The 18437-nt window shown below is 47.3% G+C and carries 20 protein-coding genes and 1 pseudogene; 18 read left to right on the top strand and 3 right to left on the bottom strand.

Annotated elements, in window-relative coordinates:
- The first annotated feature begins 562 nt into the window (after positions 1-562).
- The 4 genes from QUA20_RS27750 to QUA20_RS27735 all read left to right on the top strand — a co-directional run bounded on the left by QUA20_RS27750 (position 563) and on the right by QUA20_RS27735 (position 4761).
- Positions 563-1072, top strand: coding sequence for a hypothetical protein (locus QUA20_RS27750; protein ID WP_015179812.1), 510 nt, complete (start codon positions 563-565; stop codon positions 1070-1072).
- On the top strand, positions 1069-1755 hold the full coding sequence (locus QUA20_RS27745) for a hypothetical protein (RefSeq protein ID WP_172193425.1): 687 nt from the start codon (positions 1069-1071) through the stop codon (positions 1753-1755). Before QUA20_RS27750 ends, QUA20_RS27745 begins: the two co-directional genes overlap by 4 nt.
- Before the next feature lie 892 nt (positions 1756-2647).
- Positions 2648-3049, top strand: coding sequence for a plasmid mobilization protein (locus QUA20_RS27740; protein WP_333193094.1), 402 nt, complete (start codon positions 2648-2650; stop codon positions 3047-3049).
- A gap of 65 nt (positions 3050-3114) precedes the next feature.
- Positions 3115-4761 carry a relaxase/mobilization nuclease domain-containing protein gene (locus tag QUA20_RS27735; protein WP_333193091.1) on the top strand — a complete coding sequence of 549 codons (1647 nt, stop codon included), beginning with the start codon at positions 3115-3117 and terminating at the stop codon, positions 4759-4761.
- Positions 4762-5195: 434 nt separating this feature from the next.
- Here QUA20_RS27735 and QUA20_RS27730 read toward each other — a convergent pair whose 3' ends face one another.
- Both QUA20_RS27730 and QUA20_RS27725 read right to left on the bottom strand, forming a co-directional pair.
- Entirely contained in the window at positions 5196-8282 is a 3087-nt protein-coding gene (locus QUA20_RS27730) for a DUF3854 domain-containing protein (protein WP_333193088.1), read from the bottom strand.
- A 329-nt stretch (positions 8283-8611) separates the two neighbouring features.
- Positions 8612-8833, bottom strand: coding sequence for a hypothetical protein (locus QUA20_RS27725; RefSeq protein ID WP_333193085.1), 222 nt, complete (start codon positions 8831-8833; stop codon positions 8612-8614).
- 445 nt (positions 8834-9278) lie between these two features.
- Here QUA20_RS27725 and QUA20_RS27720 point away from each other — a divergent pair, with 445 nt between their 5' ends.
- From QUA20_RS27720 to QUA20_RS27655, 14 genes and pseudogenes are all read left to right on the top strand, one after another.
- Entirely contained in the window at positions 9279-9866 is a 588-nt protein-coding gene (locus tag QUA20_RS27720) for a hypothetical protein (RefSeq protein WP_333193084.1), read from the top strand.
- Complete coding sequence (locus QUA20_RS27715) at positions 9863-10048, top strand: hypothetical protein (protein WP_333193083.1); 186 nt, start codon at positions 9863-9865, stop codon at positions 10046-10048. The genes QUA20_RS27720 and QUA20_RS27715 overlap by 4 nt, the downstream gene beginning before the upstream one ends.
- A gap of 112 nt (positions 10049-10160) precedes the next feature.
- A complete protein-coding gene (locus QUA20_RS27710) occupies positions 10161-10454 on the top strand; it encodes a hypothetical protein (protein ID WP_333193081.1) in 294 nt (97 codons plus the stop codon).
- Positions 10438-10818, top strand: a complete 381-nt coding sequence (locus QUA20_RS27705) for a hypothetical protein (RefSeq protein WP_333193080.1) — start codon at positions 10438-10440, stop codon at positions 10816-10818. The genes QUA20_RS27710 and QUA20_RS27705 overlap by 17 nt, the downstream gene beginning before the upstream one ends.
- Before the next feature lie 29 nt (positions 10819-10847).
- Entirely contained in the window at positions 10848-10976 is a 129-nt protein-coding gene (locus QUA20_RS27700) for a hypothetical protein (protein WP_333193079.1), read from the top strand.
- Between the two features lie 478 nt (positions 10977-11454).
- Entirely contained in the window at positions 11455-11664 is a 210-nt protein-coding gene (locus QUA20_RS27695; protein WP_333193077.1) for a hypothetical protein, read from the top strand.
- A gap of 144 nt (positions 11665-11808) precedes the next feature.
- A complete protein-coding gene (locus tag QUA20_RS27690) occupies positions 11809-12060 on the top strand; it encodes a hypothetical protein (protein ID WP_333193076.1) in 252 nt (83 codons plus the stop codon).
- 5 nt (positions 12061-12065) lie between these two features.
- Positions 12066-12272 (top strand): hypothetical protein, encoded by a 207-nt coding sequence (locus QUA20_RS27685; protein ID WP_333193075.1) that lies wholly within the window; start codon positions 12066-12068, stop codon positions 12270-12272.
- Positions 12273-12322: 50 nt separating this feature from the next.
- The gene (locus QUA20_RS27680) at positions 12323-13102 is read left to right on the top strand and encodes a hypothetical protein (protein WP_333193074.1); all 780 of its coding nucleotides are present in this window, start codon (positions 12323-12325) and stop codon (positions 13100-13102) included.
- 2 nt (positions 13103-13104) lie between these two features.
- Complete coding sequence (locus QUA20_RS27675) at positions 13105-13575, top strand: hypothetical protein (protein ID WP_333193072.1); 471 nt, start codon at positions 13105-13107, stop codon at positions 13573-13575.
- Complete coding sequence (locus QUA20_RS27670; RefSeq protein WP_333193070.1) at positions 13497-15431, top strand: hypothetical protein; 1935 nt, start codon at positions 13497-13499, stop codon at positions 15429-15431. Before QUA20_RS27675 ends, QUA20_RS27670 begins: the two co-directional genes overlap by 79 nt.
- 90 nt (positions 15432-15521) lie before the next feature.
- Positions 15522-15812: a hypothetical protein gene (locus tag QUA20_RS27665; RefSeq protein ID WP_333193069.1), complete on the top strand. Its 291-nt coding sequence runs from the start codon at positions 15522-15524 to the stop codon at positions 15810-15812.
- A gap of 128 nt (positions 15813-15940) precedes the next feature.
- Positions 15941-16378, top strand: coding sequence for a 3'-5' exonuclease (locus QUA20_RS27660; protein WP_333193066.1), 438 nt, complete (start codon positions 15941-15943; stop codon positions 16376-16378).
- Between the two features lie 194 nt (positions 16379-16572).
- A pseudogene (locus QUA20_RS27655) lies at positions 16573-16725 on the top strand (DUF72 domain-containing protein); the annotation flags it as partial.
- A gap of 99 nt (positions 16726-16824) precedes the next feature.
- On the opposite strand, the gene QUA20_RS27650 reads toward QUA20_RS27655, so the two are convergent.
- A complete protein-coding gene (locus QUA20_RS27650) occupies positions 16825-17775 on the bottom strand; it encodes a tyrosine-type recombinase/integrase (RefSeq protein WP_333193064.1) in 951 nt (316 codons plus the stop codon).
- Positions 17776-18437: the final 662 nt, after the last annotated feature.

Below are 18437 nucleotides of genomic sequence, written 5' to 3'. Positions count from 1 at the left end.
TGCCGGGAAACTGGCAAGCACGGTTTCGGACGGGAGGGGTGGAATAGTAATGTTCCCCTCGACCCTCTCAATAGGACGTGATATTAAGAAACGTAACAAATAAGCCCCTAAGTAGCTTTCGAGGAAGCTTACAAGCACAAAAGCATCCTAAATTGGCTGACTATTCAACCAAGTTTGAGAAGGCAGAGTATAACTAATACTCTGCCTTCGTACAGACCCAAAAAGCGTCCATCTTTTACTGCCAAGTATTTCAGGCTTTGCTACTTCAAGTCATTTTGTCTTATATTTAAAAAACTTTACGTCTTGTCCTCGGAATGCGCGTATCTCGGCTATACCCCCATTTATACCGATACCGGTAAAGGAAAGTTGCGGCTAAGTTTTCTCAAACTTATAGTGCTCACGCTCCTACCTACAACGGCTTCAAGCAACCGGGGCGAGCGCTGTATTCGCTACATGGCTCACACCCTTCAATTAAGCCTTGCGGTAAATTAAAGTCGCCACCTCTTGAGTATTCGCTATTCGCGAATGTAGAATAAAGGAACAATGCGCGAGCTCATCCGCTATGCTAAAACCCCAAGATATCCTTGCAATACTCAAAGTCCACAGTTGGGATTCAACGAACTGGACGTACAGTTCTCTCGCTCAAAGCTTGGGCATGAGCGCATCAGAAGTTCATGCTGCCCTTGAGCGTTCTGAAGCTGCCGGTCTGTATTATGGCTCCGAGCGGAAAATTTTGAAGCAAGCGGTGTTGGAATTCCTGGTTCACGGGCTGCGCTATGTATTCTACGCCCAGCCAGGCCCCCTCTCGCGGGGACTGCCAACAGCACATTCTGCTGAGCCATTGAAAAGCAAGCTGGTTGCCTCACCATCTGAGGTTTACGTCTGGCCTGACCCTCAAGGTGTCGTCAGAGGGCAGGCAATCGCGCCTCTGTACCGCTCAGTCCCCCAAGCTGCCAGTAACGATCCAAAACTTTATGCCTTGCTCAGCTTGATTGACGCTATTCGAGTTGGTCGGGTGCGGGAGCAACGTTTAGCCGCTAGCGAACTTGAAAAGAGGATCGTCGCTCTATGAATCAGCAGATATTCATGCTGGAAACAGTCGCCCGGGTACTCTCTCAAGTACGCACTACCATCGTCTTCACAGGAGGAGCAACGATATCCCTGTATCTGGACGAAGTGGCGGCTCCTGACATTCGACCTACCGATGATGTTGATTGTGTTGTCGAAATCATGTCCAGAGCTGAATATTACAACTTCTCGAACTTGTTGCGAACCCTTGGGCTTCAAGAAACTACAGAATCAGGCGCACCCCTATGTCGCTGGCAGTATGAGGGCATTTCAATTGATGTCATGCCGTGCGATGAATCGGTGCTGGGGTTTTCCAACCGCTGGTACAAGCCAGGTATTGCTAATTCTATTCGCTACCAACTTCCAAGTGGTAGGCAAATCCTAATTTTTTCAACGCCTTACCTCCTCGCTTCCAAAATAGAAGCTTTCATTGGTAGAGGTGGGGGTAACTTTTATTTTAGTTCTGATATTGAAGACATCGTAGCATTGCTTGACGGGCGTTTTAGTTTGTTCGAGGAAGTGCAGCAAGCTGACGAAGAAGTGAAAGCATTTTTATCAGGATGGTTTCGAGCCGAGCTTGCAAATCTGTGCGAAATCGCGCCTGCTTTCCTCTCACCCGTTGCTAAAATTTCAGGTCGCACTCGCTTGCTATTGCAAAGAATTGAAAGGCTGGCGATGATAGTTTAGTTGACTGCTAGCAATAGACGGCAGCTCGCACTTGATCGAGGTAAGCCTTACACTCGCGAACAGCCTCAACGGAGCGCAAAAACCAGATAGTCCAGCCTCAACTTTATTGCTGGCATAGTGGGTACTACGCTACAAAATCGCTTCATAAATTTTAGCTGCCTGCCAATTTTCTCACACTTGCTCAACTTGATTTTTAATTCAATTCCGATGCCACAACTTGACTATTAAGTCAATCCACTTGTTGTTAAAAACGCTAAATAATTAGCTAATTGTTGCGTCAGCTAAAGTCAGGGATTTGCAGTATAAAGTCAGGGATTTGCAGTATAAAGTCAGGCAAGTGCAGGTATTTGCAGGAACTGCACTCTACCTGTATTTACCGGAAAATATCCTGCAAATGCCTGACTTTTTCGGTCAAATTACTGCTTTTTTGTGCTGTTCGTGCCTTTGCTTGTTGAGGCAGGTTATGGCTGTTCTCTCTCGGTAGCAAGCAATGGTTTTGCGATCGCAAACCGGACTTTTACGTGCAGGAAGAGAAATAATGCACCCTCCTTTTACGGAAGCCTAACCGTAAGGTCGGGTTTAATACTTTCTTTAGCTTTAATGACAATTGTAACTATTTGTACTACGATTTAAGCTGAATATTCTATAGCTCTAAGAAATTAGAGGGAGAAAATGCTTCAAAAGCAATTCAACAAGCTCATCACTTATTCAAGTGAGATCGCACCTAAATCCACTATTCTATACAAATAAAGAAAATTATAGTCAGTCTCTACCTTAATAAACTGTCTAAACAGCCCTCTCCAATTGGGGGGGATAAAATCACCTGAATAGCGCTTGTCGATTACAGTTGTTAACTTGTATCTTGGTAAGAGGTTTTTACTGATTAAAAACTATGAAAATTTTATCGGAAGTCAAACCTAGAGAGCTGCTCTCCAACCATATTCACATTCGCCTCACTGACTCTGACTACAATCAAATTAAAGCAAGAGCAGAGCAAGTAAATTTGAGCATGAGCGACTTCATGCGCCGTGCAGCTTTGAGGAGAACCATGCCACGCCCTCTAGCTGCATTTGACTTAAAAGCCTATCAAGTTTTATGCAAGATTGATGCCCAATTGAGAATTGCCGGAAACAACCTCAATCAAATTGCTAAAGCTTGCAATAGTGCTGTGGCATTGGGGGAGCCCGTTGTTGTCAATACAGGACTCTTAGAAAGCGTACAGCAACTCATTCGAGAGAACGGAGGTACAATTAAAACAATAGTTGCAAACCTTGCCAAATCTACAGTACGCTAATTATTAACAAGCCTCGGCTTTACCGCCTGAGCAATCGATTCTGTGCAACTGACGGCTTTTCGGTTATGATTGGCAAACAAATCAAAGGTACAGGCTTTCGGGGCTGTCTGAACTACGTGCTGGGCAAAAAAGACGCTTACCTGATTGGCGGCACTATGTGCGGACAAACTCCTGAAGAACTCGCTGCTGAATTTGGCATCGCCCGACAACTAAGACCTAACCTGAAAGTAGCAGTTTTTCACGCCACTTTATCTGTCGATAGCACCGAAAAACTAGAAGATTCTGAAGAAAATGACCAACGCTGGCTGGCGATTGCAGCCAACTACATGAAAACGATGGAATTTGACAACAACCAATACGCAGTTGTCAAGCACAGCGATACAGAACACGACCACATCCACATCGTCGCCAGTCGCATTTGCCTCGATGGAGGTGTTGTTGACGATAGTTGGGATTATTACAAAAGCCAAGAAACTATTCGCCAACTCGAACGGAACTACAACCTGGAAACTGTTACACCCAGTTGGGAAACAGACAAGCGAGCTCAGACTACAGGAGAACACAGGCAATTAAAAAGCAAGGGAAACAAAAGTGTCAGGGTGCAATTGCAAGACCTAATTAATGAAGTTACCCAAGACAACCCAAGTATGCCAGAATTCGTTGAGCGGTTGCAGCAACAAGGCCCAGAGGTGCAAGTCAGATTGACTCGAACTGGCTTCAGTAAAGGCATTTCTTACAATTTAGATGGAGTCGCTTTAAGTGGCACTCAGTTGGGTAAAGCCTACAGTTTTGCTGGATTGCAGAAGTATCGAGGCGTTAGCTATGACAAAGGGCGAGATAACGCCCTAATTGAAGCTTTAATGCAGCCACAAAACTTAGCTATTGCCCCCAGCGAGGCAGAGAAAAATGAGTTAGAGTCGTCACAATCCGAGTTAGGAGCAACCCTATCTGCAACAGCAAATGAGTTAGAGTTGTCACAATCTGACCTAGAAACAACTACACTTGGAACTCCTGCAACAGCAAATGAGTTAGAGTTGTCACAATCTGACCTAGAAACAACCACACCTGCAACTCCTGCAACAGCAAATGAGTTAGAGTTACAATTATCAATCCTGCCTGAACGTGATGAAACTCAGTGGCAAAAAGTGCGTTCGCATCTAGCAGTCGAGTACAGTTTACCTTTAGAATTGCTTAATTTATTGCACTCTCATTCTTGGTTGTATGCCGACTCAGAAAAGGCTGTCTTTACAGGACGGACGCTTGAGGGAGAAGCCCAGTTCGCTTTTGTCCTCGATGAAAGAGGCAACTTTACTACAACCCATCCCCTGTCATCTGAAGCTGCTTTCTGGGTAGCCACTACCGGAGAAATTGAGCGAGCTGTGATTGCCTGTAACCCAATCGAAGCCCTTTCAATTTTGCTTATTGAACAGGATAACTCTACAACAGCACCAGCGACACTTTACCTAGGAATTGAACGAGCTTCACAACTGCCTATACAATTCTTACAAGAAGTGGATAGCGTTATTATAGCGATTGCAGAAGATTCTATGCTTGCTAGAAATGCAAGCGAGCTGCTACCGAATACAGAACTTGTTAATCCACAGTCAAGTTGGAATGATATTTGGATACAATTAATTGAGCAAGAACAGCAAACTCAAAAACAAAATAACCAACAGTATAAACAGCGCATCCAAGAAATTGAATTGGATTAGCTTTTACAGCTTTAAAAATTGATACGACTTACGCAACTGAGGAATTTTTAGACTATCGAACACTCGGCAGACATAGCGAGCGCCGTCGATGTGCCTTGCCCCAGGGCCAGCCACACAGGTGAATGAACTTATCACCCTATTCTCCCAACTTCAATCCTATAGCCCACATTCCGCACCCTGAACTGTCACACTACGAATTTTCGGAGTTTGGCTAAATCGAACTGGCGAGCGCAAGTCCAATTTCCCACTTGTGTGTATAAAAAATGATTAATTGGGTTCACAAAATTCCGCCAAAACCGATTGTGACAGTCGAGGGTGCGGAATGTGGGTTTGAGTGTGCAGAATTTACGTCTGATAGGCTAACCAAACCCCACAAACCGCATCAAAAGGTAAGTGGGGCTTTTTCTACTCTGTCAGAACTAAGCCAAAAGGCTCTAACACCGCTGCTGCATCAGCTCACCTATCCGCTCCCTCACTAAAGCATCCTCCCCTTCGAGCCAAGCGGTGATTGTGGCAGCCTCGTAGCGAGTCCCCGGTGCATTCCATCCGTACATCTGTGTAAGCAGGTTTTGGAGCTGTTCGGGGTAGTATTCGGGCCACCAAATCAGGGCAATATCTCGTATCTTTTCGGCATCCTCTGGCGCGATTTGTGCGAGCTCCGGTTCCGCTAATTCCTCTGCTGGCACGGGTTCGGGCGCTAGTTGCTCCGGTTCCGGTTCGGGGGGATTGTCGCCCAGTGCGCTCGGCTTCGGCGACCGCTCAGAGATTGTCGGTTGCTCTGAATTTTTGGCTAAAGAGGTGAACTTGATCCGCTCTTCTTCTGTCAGCGCCGCCCAAATCTTCTCTCGGTTTGCAGCTCCTTTACCACAGACTTCTTTGAGCGCTGGCAGAATGTCGGCGGCCGCTTGCCGTGCCGATTCGGGGTCAGGCTCTGCCAGCGCCAATCGAATCATTTGCAGCAAGTCGAGTTCGTCTTCGTTCCATTCTGAATGCTGACCTGAATGCTGACCTGAATGTAGGCTTTGTGTAGGCTGAATGTCTTGCTCTGTATGGCTCGTGTCTACCGTGTAGACTTTGGGTGAGGGTAAGACTTCCACAACCTCAGCCTCAGTATTCACCTGGGCGCGAGAGGTTGATGTTGTGCCGCTATCAGTTTCGAGACTTGAGTCAGCAGAAGTTGATGTTGTGCCGCTATCAGTTTCGAGACTTGAATCAGCAGAAGTAATTTCATTCTTTTTTGCAAGTTTTGAGTTTAGGTCTACATAGTCTACACAAACCTTGTGGGGTAAGGATTGTAGATATACATTCCGGTCTGCACCGTGTAGACCTATATCTACATTTTTGGATTGACTCAACAAATCTTCTACAGTCGAAATGTCTTGGTCGGTATCTGTCCGCAACCTCAACCCTTTGATTGCCATGCCAGCAGCCGACCGCTGCTTTGCGACATCTTTCCATTCGAGGACCTCTCGGCAGAGTTCCACCAAATCTGCTGAGAAATTGTTTTTACCTTTGGCGCTGTACCCGGCTCGACGACAGTAATTGTTATAGGAGCCGAACAAAGTTGATTTAGCCGCGACATAATCCGCATCTTTCCATTCGTCTTTATCGGCTCCGATTGCGGTCTGGGCCTCGGTATCGTGAATAATGCAATCGTTGACCCATGACGCCATCGGGTCGGCCCGCACCCGGTCAGCCCAAAAAGTGCCATTAATTCCGCTTTCTTCTTGAGCCAAAATGCGCTCAATTTCGGTCACTGGAATTGATAACAAATATTGGGTAAATGCGCTTAATTCCGGCTCTAATTCTCGTTCGAGGTGGGGGTTTCGCTTAATGGGGGTGTACTCGAATCCTTCTTGAATTATTCGCCGCTTCAACCAGGAAAGTCCGCTGGCAGGGAAACACGGCTGATTTGAAGTAATTAGTGCCAGACCAGAAAAACGGAAGTCAACAGCCGATTTGTACAATTGGCGACCGCTGATTTTACCCCCGCCCGTCAGTGACCTGAAGTTTGATAAATTGCCTGTGTACTTTTCTTGGTCGTCAAAAACCGCTAGCCGCTTTGTCTGTAAATCCGCGACTTTATCTGCTTTGGTTAAATCTTCCAAGTTTCCAATCCAAGTGTTTCGCTCTCCAACCACCATTGTGGTCAGTCGGGAGTAAAGCCCTTTCCCAGTTCCACCGGGGCCAGTCAGCATTAGGAATTTGTGCAAAGAAGCCATACCGCGCAAGCTGGCGGCGATGAAGGCAATCAGAATATCTTTCTTGTTCCGATTGCCATCGGTGGCCTGATTCATCCAATCGTTGATTTTTGCCCATCCAGTATTAACAGCGCTTCCTTTGTAGCTGCGCGGTAGCGACCAAGTTAGTCGGAATCCGGGGGCGTGTTCTTGCCAAGTGTTGCTTTCAATGGAAAGCACTCCATCTTCAAAGGGCAATAGTTCGTTTGATGGTCGCTCTAACCAATCGAGCTCGAATAATTTCCTTTTGAGCGACCCTAGAACGTTGGCGCAGTAGGCGTTGTTGGGTTGCAACCCCCGCGTTTGGCACATGGTATCTATGGCGCTGAGGACATAATCGTCGTTCACCGCCGCCCAAACTCCTTTATGCCGAAGTTCGTACTTCATCCAAGATTTGTGTTCGTCAGAATAGCAGAGTTGGTCGCGCAACTCCTCGGCAAGTTCGGCTCCCAATTCTTGGGGTAAAGGAATTTTATTCTTAGGCGATGAATCCTCGCTCCCATCAAGATTGCTCTCCCAGTCCTGAAAGCTGACTGACTTCATAAGTATCCGCCTGAATTCTTCTATTCCTTTTCTCTGGATAAAATCATCCATACCTTTGGTTTCTCCTTCAGTGCCTGGTTCCCATTGTGCAGTAATGCTGCGAACGGGGACGCCAAACTTAAGCAACTGGCGGCCGAGTTTCCGCTGTTCCCAAATGACGCTTGGATTGGTCGCTGCATCTGCATCAAAGGCAATGATGAACCCAAAACCGGCACGGGCGTAAGATTCTAGGGTGGGAACGAGATAGCGTTTGTTCTGCAAATCGCTAGCTTTCGCTGTCAGCCCCATGCTGATGCCCATTAAGGCAATTGTCGGTAAGTCGTTGCTGCATCCCGATATTGCTTTGAACGGCCCTTCGGTAATCAGGAGATAGGGATGGTCGTTAATGCGGTAGCAGTGCTGTTTGAGATTTTCTGGCTCCCAATAGTTTTTGTCGGTGGGATGCTGAGGCAAGAATGCGTCGTACTCACCAACGGGCGTGCGATATTTGGGTGCTTTTTTACTGCCAGAGGATTTCCAAGGCTTGTCTGGTCTGAACTGAAATTGTGTGCCTGCACCAATAAAGAAGATGCCACCCGACTTGGCGGTATAACCCAAGTAAACTGATGCCTCGTCAGCAGATACGGTTCGGCAGTTGGCGTAGCTCCACTCGTTGAGCAGTCCCCTGCTCTCAATGTGGCTCTTGTGTTTGGGGCAAAGGTTCGCGGTAGTTGATAAAAATTGATCTGCAATATTCATAGATGCCTCTTTCGCTACTCATAGCGCTGCGTGCTGGTTTTTTATGAAGAAAACCCGCGCTTAGTAGAAGAGACGGCTCTGCTGTAACTACCGTTGATGTGCAAAGGTGCAGATTTTGCGGTAATGGCAGAAATAGACTATGATGAATCTAAACTTTTATTTTTTTGTTTGTCTGCCGTCTCTTCTTTAGACTGCGGACTCTTTTTTTTGGTCTGGCCTAATCGCTGCGGGCTGTCGCTTGTTGATAACAGCCTTTTCAAATTTTATACGCGAACGTATTGCTTAGACTGACAGGGATGGCAGGGAAAGCGGGTTAATTTCAGCGACATTCATGGTGTATTAGTAGTTTTCTTTTTATTGCCCCGCTTGGCTTTGGTGGCTGGCGGGGGGGTAGTTTCACTGGGTGAATCATGGGTGCTGTCCGGTTTGGGGGTTGGGGGATTAGAAGGGTTTTGTTTTAGGTATTCCGCTATAGCTCGCTTAACTACCACTCGTGTCAGTTGGGGTACTGTTAAAAACTCCTTCTCAGCCCAAGCCCCTAGGTGCTCCATATCCTGCTTCTCCAGGTAAAGGGTTATTCGAGGTTTATCAGAGGGCATACAAGTGTTAAGGAGGTTGTCACTTTCTTAAACTCTACCCTTTACTACCTCGCTTTTTATTTAGGTACACCAAAACTCGACAAATACCTTACCTGTTGTTTCACTTTGTCTGCGGGAATCCCATTTCACGAGAAAGGTAAATATTGACAAGTACCTTACCTGTTGTTACTATACACTCAGGCACGCCAAAGTCAGTGTCGGCGTAAAAGGGTCATCCATAAAACTACCCCTTTTGTTGTCCAAAACTAACTTGAAAGCGCCTTAAATCCAATGCCCGCAACACTTTCGCAGATTGGCGTTCGTGGGCAGACAAAAAAACCAAACCAAACCCCGCCCCCTATGACTGGAAATCTTCTGGGGCGGGGTACGGCACTCACATTAATGAGGTTTTTCAATCATGACACAAATACCGATACCGATAACGGTTGAGGTGTCCGCTGCTGCTGCAACGCCAAAGGTGACGAGCGCTTCTTTGTACCCTTCGTTGTTGGCATCCGTGGACGCGATGGCAGAACCCGCTCTTTGGGTTTTGATGGAAGCGACCGTTTATTCGCTGCGCCAAAGGGACACGCTCGCCCGCTCCATTAAAGAGTGCGGTACTGTTGAATGCTTCGGCGATAAGTGGCCGCAAGATTTTGATTTCTTGCCAACCGATTCCGAAGGGATAGCCATAGTGGAGGCAATAGCCGACCAATTCTCCAGCCGCCAACTCCACACTTGCTGGCAATCGCTGCTGAGCACTTGCAACCGCACCCAAAAGCTTGCCCTGATTGAAGCGATCACCTACGCCCAACACTATTCATCGACGGTGCTTCAAGCACTCGGACAATGCGAACTATCGGATTTGTTTTCCGATTCCTTGGAACACTTGGATGTTTCGCTCTCCGAACCCGAAGCGCTGCGCCTAATTCGCTTGTTCTCCGGTTCCCTCTTAGCTTCATCGGAAGCTGCACCATCTCCGGGCGGTGGGAGGGACGATCGGTGAAAGCGCTCAGAAGCCATCAATTTCAGTGGAGCGTTACTGTCACCCGCAAGTACCATCCACCCCGCAAGATCGTAGTTTTCGGGCGCACGCCTGCAGAAGCGCTCCAAGGAGCCGTATCTTCGGCCCGCGAAGTCTGGGGTATCTGGGATGCCAAATCATTTAGCGCGCCGGAAAGGAAATAATTTTTTTTGATTGTTTGGCGGTCGTTACAAGGTGGCTACACCGTCGGCAGCCCTGTAGCGACCAAAAACTAACCAACAACCAACCACCTAACGACCCATTAACGACCATGAGATGAGAGCGCTCAACGCGGTAATTCCTGACAGCGTGGTCTGGATACACACCGGAGCATTAGCTGACGCCATGAACGTCTCCCTAACTCAACTGAGGCGCGACGCTGCGGTACTCAAGGAATTGGAGCTGATCCGGCAAGAAGAAACGCAGCAGAGATACAAGGGATTCGACCGACGCGATAGCGAGATTATGTGGCTGTTCAGGCAGCTAGTCAAGGAACGGGGCAGGACTCAAGCTATCAATTCAATTCATCAAACCGTTGAGGAGTTTTACCACCATGAACGCGACAGATAAGAAAGCAGTAGAGCAAGCTAAGGCAGCTCAAAACGGTAGCGCGGGCAAACAAAAACGCACGACCCGTTCTACCGAAAATGCAGAACAAGGTTTGAACAACGTCCAAGCAAAACTGAACGAGGCGAGGCAAAAAGTAAGGCAGAGTACCAAGGATTTTATCTTTGGCGGCGGAATCTCAGATGCCCTGCAAGATATTGCTAACGGAGATTTTGGGGAGTTGGGTAACGAAATCTTTGATACCCTTGATGTTTTCATTGATGGCATAGATAGCGGGCGTTTGGCATTGGAAACCAGGGAAACGGAGCCAAAAAAAATGCTGGCTGCATCGCTCGACTGCGAAAACTGCGAAAACTCAGACAACTAAGCTCACAACAGAAGCAGGTAGTAGATAAATTGCTGATTTATTTAATTTACTTGCTTCAGGAAAAAGCCCGCACTGAAGCTATTACCTCTGCGGGCTATTCTCCAACAATTAATGATAATTATGCTGAAGAAACAATCGCGCTGATGAGGTTTGTCTGATGCTGGAGAGTTACGGTTTCATAGAAATGTATTTAGTGTGTCCTGGATTATTGAGGTTCTGGCGGGTCGTTAAGTCTAAGCTTGCGACAATCAGTAAAGTGAGCGAAGTAGCCGTATTGGTGGGAGGGTGCGCGTGAACGATCGAAAGTTGCTATCAGCCGCAGTTCTTACAGAAGAAGACTAATTCTACGCTCTCCTGCAATGTGGCAGGAATTAACTTAGTGGATGATCGGGTAAATGGAAAACCTGTCCGCGCTTACCCCTACTGAATAGACAGACCTAACTGCAATTGGCACAGTCTACCAGTAGCAGAAGATAAGTATGAGGATGATGATGATGATGTTGAAGAGCCTGAAAGTGAAGATAAGGAGCGAGGTAATAGAAAAGGCTGGATAAGTCGATTAACGACGTGGTGGAAACGACGCGATGCTATCACTATCAACTTCTGTGAAGGATCGTAGTTAATGAGGTCACTCTAATGAGCAGCGAATTAGACAGAGTAAAGCAGTTAGTAGAGCTAAACCCAGTACCAGAAGCAATTGTAAAATCTGTAGACATGGCGTGGGCTGTGTACCGCCAAGGGCAAATCCCCGACAACTACCTGATTTGTAAAGAGATGTTTTGGCAGGGAATCTGTCAGATTTTGGGTTACATTCCGGCTCATATTAAATGTAGCGGTCTAGGATAGGACAGTTTTACATTTCATTTAGTCCGAATGACATCAGCCAATAGAAGATTAACGAGCCATTAAATCCACAAAATTTTGATGTTATTCCTCAACGGGTAATGCAACAATTGAGATGTACTCTGCAACAGCTAACAACCAAAAAGTATGAACAAAAAACCAGATGGTAGCGAATCTTTCGATTTCAATGATTTAATCCTCAAACAGCCAGCAATTAGCGATAATCTGACAGTCAAACAGCCAGCAATCAGCGACGATTTAACGCTCCAACAGCCAGCAATAGGCGGCGACTGGTTGATTGAACTCAAACCGCCCACAATCAGCGACGACTTGACGCAAAGGTTCATCCACCATTTGACGCTTCCTGATTTTAACCACAGCAACGAAGATTCGAGGTAACAATTATGTCAGATAAACTTTCGGCAATTTGTGCGTCCCTCCTGTTTGCAGCCATCCCCGCAATGCTGGTTTACGCAGGTCAATCTGTCTACCACGACGGTTATCGGCAAGCCGTAAAAGATTTACCGCCCACGGTAGTTCAAGGCAACCAGAATATCGACAACAGCACGAACCACAGCTATCAATTTTCACCGTCGCTTGGGGGTAAGTAATTAATGCTAAATCAACTACATAACTCAGAATTAATTAAAGGAGACAAACCATGAATGCAATTGTCAAATACACAGGCGGTGGGGCCATAGCACCAGCCCTAGTCGGAAAAGTCAAAGCATTTGATAGCGCACCTGAAATGTTGACTACCTTTCAGGGATACTACGGTTTCGACCCCTCAGCTTTTGCCGGGATGTCCGAGGAAGAATTGGGGGCATTCGTAGATTCGGTTGAAGAAATCAAGTTTCTGATTGACAACCTCGACAAGTTAGAAAAACACGTCAACGATTATATTGATGGTGTTGTCAAATACAACGAGTTTGTAGCCCGATGCGTCAAAGCCGGTGCCAAGGGCATGGAAAAGATCGATCGAGCTACACTCGACGTATTCTTGGCGTGGAAAGGTTGGCAGGCTAATACCAAAAAGCTAGCCAAAGATTCGGATGTTGGCGTAAGACTTCTCGACCAAGAAGTTATCGATTACGGTGATTTAGCGGAATACGACCTTGAGATTTCTCTTCAGATTGTGGCTAACAGATTAGTCCGTCAAAAAGAGGCGCTATCCCAAAAACCTGACAAAGAAGCAGCAAACTATGCGGAGCGACAAGCAGCTATCGAGGCAAAAAGCGAAGAGAGAAATAGGATAAAAGACTTGTTCGCTTACGGTACTCGCGGGAAATACGGTTTGCCATCATCTAGTAGCCCGCAATTGAGTCCTGCCAGCAGCGCTAGCAATAACGCTAGCAATAACGCTAGCAATAACGCTACCAAGGCAAGCGGTTGGCTAAAAAAATGGGGCGGTAAAGCCTTTGACTTTTTCTCCGGGAAGTAGCCATGCAGTTACCACCATTTCTCATCCCCAAACCTCAAAATCCCCCTGTCTCTCCACAACAACCACAACTCCCCGACCTAGAAGAATCAGACCAATTGAGGTTTCTCAAAAACCTAAATAGCTTCTGTGGTCAAGGATTTTGGTTTGCGGTTGGGTTGTCAATTGCTCACGTTGCGAGGATTGTCGGTGCTCCTGTAATGCTTGTCGCAGTGATTTTAGTAGCCGGGTTCCTGTTCTCCGTAAAACCAAAAAACCCAACGCCTTATTTACTATCCATGAGGCGGATTAGCGGGTTGGTAGTGATTGTCGGAACTATTGCTGCATTTTGGGATGCGGCGTGGCTGCTAGCAAATGTGCCTTTAAGCGTAGGCTTTGGCTTCGGGTTAATCCCTGTGTGGCAGCTTGTCGCGATTGTCGGTGTGTCGGTGGCGCTGCTTTTGTCGGTGGGCCTGCTGCGGAGGTGGATGCGGTGAAAAGCGCGATCGCTCCTTTAATTGTGGGCATCGGATGCAGTGGGTTTAGCTTGTTCGGGTACTTTGACAAACACGTCAGCTACTGCAACCCGGCTACAAATCCCTGTACGCCTGTTGCGGTAATGGGTTCCCAGCATCCCAAGAATGCCAAGTTTGTGAAGCTGCATCAAGGCTGGGGGCTGCTGCGTACTGCATCCGGTGCAGTTGCTGCAATCAGCTTTGGTGCGGGTTATTTTGCATCGGGTTCAGCATCGGTGAAGCAGAGAAAGAACGAGGAAGAGGCTGCTCTCAATGAAGCTCGGCAAAAGCAGTTAGAAGCAACTACAAGCGACATTTTGGAGGAGGAAGAAATCCAGAAAACAGCGATTGCTGCTGACTTGAGAGTGAAGGACTTCAAGCGCGAACTCTACGACGGCTACAACACCCTTTATTTGGAGAAGAATCCCGAACTGTTGGAGGCTTTAACCGCCGCCACTCCCAAATCTTTACCCGTTCCAATGGAATCAATGTCCGAGGAAGTTGAAAATGCGGAACTCTTATCAAACACAGCATCCGCCCAAAATAACAATCAGTTATTGGGTGTAGAACTGCCAGCAACTCCCAAATTAGGAGTGAAATTCTTTGATTGGAAGCAGTTTAGGGATACTCCTGAGATGTTTCCTCACATTAGAGGAGTTGCAGCTACCCGATGCGGAAAAACCACGCTATTTGATTGGCTGATGGATGTGATGCCATCCCAAAAGCAGTCGGTAATTACGGTCAAACGGTGGCCGCATCAATGGATTGGCTTGGATGTAATAGGAGTGCCTGAAGATTACAAAGCTATCCGCTCCTCTTTGGAAGCATTGCAAGGTGAAAGAGTGCGGCGTACAGCATTAATGGCAAAAGGGATTGATTCACCCATTTGGAATGTAGCTGTTGATGAATGGAAAGCAATTTCGCGTAATGTGAGAGCGATTGTCAATCGCCAAACCAAACAGATTATTTCTCTCGGTGCCAAGCAAATTATGGGTGAAATGATTACTTTAGCCAGGGAAACCAACATCCGCATCTTTGCTTTAGCGCAGGGCAGACAAGTTGTAACTTGGGGACTGGAGGGAGAATCAGATTTAGCTGAGTGTTTCTGTAGCATTTACATGGGCAAGTTTGCAGTAGAAGAATGTGAATCCTACCGCAACAAATTCCCCAAGGATTCCGAGCAATACGCCAAGTACCAACAAGTTCGAGATTACTTGGAATCGCTGGGAAATAGAGCGGCATGGATTAGCTGCGAGTTAGGCGAATTCCCGGCTGTTGTACCCGACTTGAGCCAATGGCAGCGAGAGCTTCCCAACCCGTCATCCCAACCAGAAACTCCTGTAAATAGTGAAACATCCCAAGCAACTGACTTGGCTCCGAATCAAGAATCAGAAGACTCTCAAGAACTGTGGGAATTAGCCAAGAAGCGGCTCCTAGAATCCTGGCAGGCGGATGAAGTTACTGCACGGGAGGATACTGCTACTTCATCAGAAGATGAAGCGGACAAACTGGCAGATGAAGCTAGTGAAGCATTGCAGGATAAAGATTACAGCACTACTTCCCTACTTCCCGAACCAGAGCGCTCGAAGGCATTGGCGAGGGTAATGGCGCTACTGAGCAGTCGGGGAAGCAGTGAAGTAGATACAGTAAGTGAAGTCATTGCCTTGATTCCCGTTCAACCAGATAAAGCGCTTTGGTTGAGCTTAAAACTACTGAGATTGGGAGTTACGGCAAGCAGTCGAGATGTGTTTGGTTGCGGTACGGGAGGTAAAGCATTCCAGAAAGCGAAAGACTGGTATTATGCCCTTGAGTCAACCTTTGGAAAGATTGTAGAATAGCCTGATATTTGGGTAAAAGTCAGGCGCTTAATTACCAACAAATACGGTATTCGCCGTTGCTTTTATTCTCCTCAATGATGCGATAATAAAATGGCAGAGATGGGGAACCTGCGATTATGGCAGAGATGGGGAACCTGCAATTATGGCAGAGATGGGGAACCTGCAATTATGGAACTAACAAAGTACAGTTGGTGGGGTGAATCCAACGAGCCGCCATCGCACCTAAAAACTAAAAAGCAACTGGGTGAACTTGGTTTATCGCCTCTGAAACCTTCAGGCGTTATCGAAACGCAAAAATACGATGTGTTCCTCTACGATTTGACTAATCCTGAATCCTGCCGACCCAAAATAAAACCCACTTCCAAACAATTGGAAACCTAGCCGCCAACCGCCTCAAAGCCAAAATCAAGCGGGATTATCGAGAGTGGTATCGAGAAGTAGGTTTCATAGAAAGAGATAGGGTGAGTGCTGTTCTTTGGGCAAGAGAATAATTAACCCAGGAAGATTAGGTGATTCTGGATACTGAAAGTACGGGGCTATACGATGGTGAGATTGTAGACATAGCAATTATCAATCATCTCGGTAAAATGTTGCTGAATATGCTCATCAAGCCCTCAATTGTTCTACCTCCAGAAGTAACAGAAATTCACGGCATTAGCGAGGTAATGGTAGCCGATGCTCCTACCTTCCACGAAGTCTATCCCACGGATGCAGCCCTGAAAGATAAACGAGTATTAATCTACAATTCTGCTTTTGATATCAAGATTTTAAATTACTGTTGTCGGCTTCACACTTTGCCGATTTTGAAGTTGGCAGAGCGCGCCGACTGTTTGATGGAATGGGTAGCGCAATGGGCAGGAAACTGGAGTTATTATCACTCATATTATCGGTATGTTCCTCTCAACGGCGGACACCGAGCTCTCTTGAGATTGCACGGCTACTTTTGAGCTTATTAAACGAATGGCGGCAGGTTCGGATCAAATTAATTGCCCCGTGCCGATTCCCCAGAAAAATTCATGATATTCTAATCCACCACACCCTCCGGGAACAGGGATAATTGTCCCGGCGATACGTTGGACTGCCTGCGGTGGTCGCGGAGCACTCCAAGCGTCTTTATTCGCCCCAAAAGTGGTTGGAACGCATGAGTGAGGGACTTCAATGCCTGGGCGACCGATTGGGTATTCTACTCGTCGTGCTCTCTCCCCAGTTCGGTTGTGACTCGGCCCGCCTAGCTTACTTTCTAGAACAGGTGCCGCCCTGGATAAAAGTAGCTGTCGAATTCCGACACCCAAGCTGGCACGTAGAAGAGGTATTTTCGCTGCTGGAACGCTCAAAAGCAGCTTACTGCGCTCTCTTCGCGGGGCGCACCTGCCGTGTATCTCTCAAGCGCGCCCTAAAATTCCAAATGCTGCACGGCCCGCCGCTTAGTTTCCTCCCCACGCCTGTCATATTTGGCCGTAGTTACCGGGGAAGCATGACCCGCCAACTTTTGCACCGTCACAATATCCACCCCAGCATCAAGGAGGTCCGAGCAAAACGTGCGCCGGAAATCGTGGGGACTAAAAGACTCCACCCCAGCGAGTTTAGCCCGCCGCTGCACAATCTTCAACACACCATCCTCCGTCATCCGCCGCCGCTGAATTTCTCCCCCCTTCCGAATCGGGTACAACAGAGGCCCAGTCGCCTCTCCCCTCAACTCCAGCCACTGGGACACCAAAACGCAAGCAGACTCCGGGAGATAAACCGTCCTGTCTTTCTTGCCCTTGCCCTCTCGGACGAACAGCGCTCCCGTAGATAGGTTGAAATCTCGCTTCAAGAGATTGACCGCTTCAGAGCGACGGATGCCGCCCCCTCGCAGGATGGCAATCAGCGCCGAGTCCCTAACATCAATAGGGGTCTTACCAGAGCAGCTTTCCATCAATGCAGCAATCTCAGAGAGCGTTAGCGCGCGCCCCCTAACTTTTCCCGATTGCTTGATACTCCTGACATCCACCGCTTTACTGTAATCTATTGGGTCGATTAAATCCAACCGCAGAGCTTCCTTCAACACCCGTCGCAGGGCGCACAGCATTTGGTTCACCGTCGCCGGGGCGTACTTTTTCTCAAGGGCAGAGCGCAGAGCCGCCGTATGTCTGTAGCGCAATGCCGCCCAATTCAAAGTCATTGCGTCGCACTCCCTACCTGTCAGCATTCGGGCCATGATATTGAGTCCTTCTCTCATGGTTGCCTTTGACCGCTCGCTCCCCAAACTGTCGATGTACACGGAGGCCGGGTGCTGAGTCAGGGGGACCGGTGCGTGCAACTTCAAGGTTTCCGGCTGTTGCTCTCCAAGTAAGTTGAGCATTTACTCTTTCAAAGTAATCTTATAAATACTAAATTTTACGCCTTTAACGGTTCACGCGATCGATCGATTTGGCTCCTCCCTCGGAGAGCCCTCGCCGTCTGGGAACGGGATCGTGTGTTCTTTCTTGTGGCCACGGCCGGTTAGTCGTAAGGAAAGTTAAAGGATCGAAGTCTAGAGAGTCAGCGAAGCATCAACTAGCTTGTTTTCATAAGCGTGTAACAGACTTGCGTCAAGATTACTTGCACAAATTAGACAATATATGGGGCTGGACTTTATATGATTAGGTGCGCTCGCACCTAATCCCTTCAACTTATCGCCCCTAAAAGAGGTATAACCCGATGATTTATTTGCCAATTACAATCGCCCAGATAAAAGATCGATCGCCCTTGCAAAAAAAAGAGCGCTCGATCGCCTTTCCATGCAATCTATGTTATGTTCGAGAGTAAATATAAAAGAGTTAGCGCTTTGATTATTTACCATTTCCCAACTTAAGTATCACCAAAAAATATGCACAATGCCAACTGAAGACGAGCGGTCAACATCGCCTAATGAACCCACAGAAATCGCTCCGAAAAACGATCCGTTTGCTTTCTCTTCTGAGTTAAGGTTAAATATACAGCACTTCCCGCTGTTAAGAGGTACACTTAAATATCATTTGATAG

It is taken from the genome of Microcoleus sp. Pol7_A1, assembly GCF_036701085.1.
GTDB classification, from domain to species: domain Bacteria; phylum Cyanobacteriota; class Cyanobacteriia; order Cyanobacteriales; family Microcoleaceae; genus Microcoleus; species Microcoleus asticus.
The sequence above is the reverse complement of the archived record's forward strand: the minus strand, read 5'-3'. Positions and strand labels throughout refer to the sequence as shown.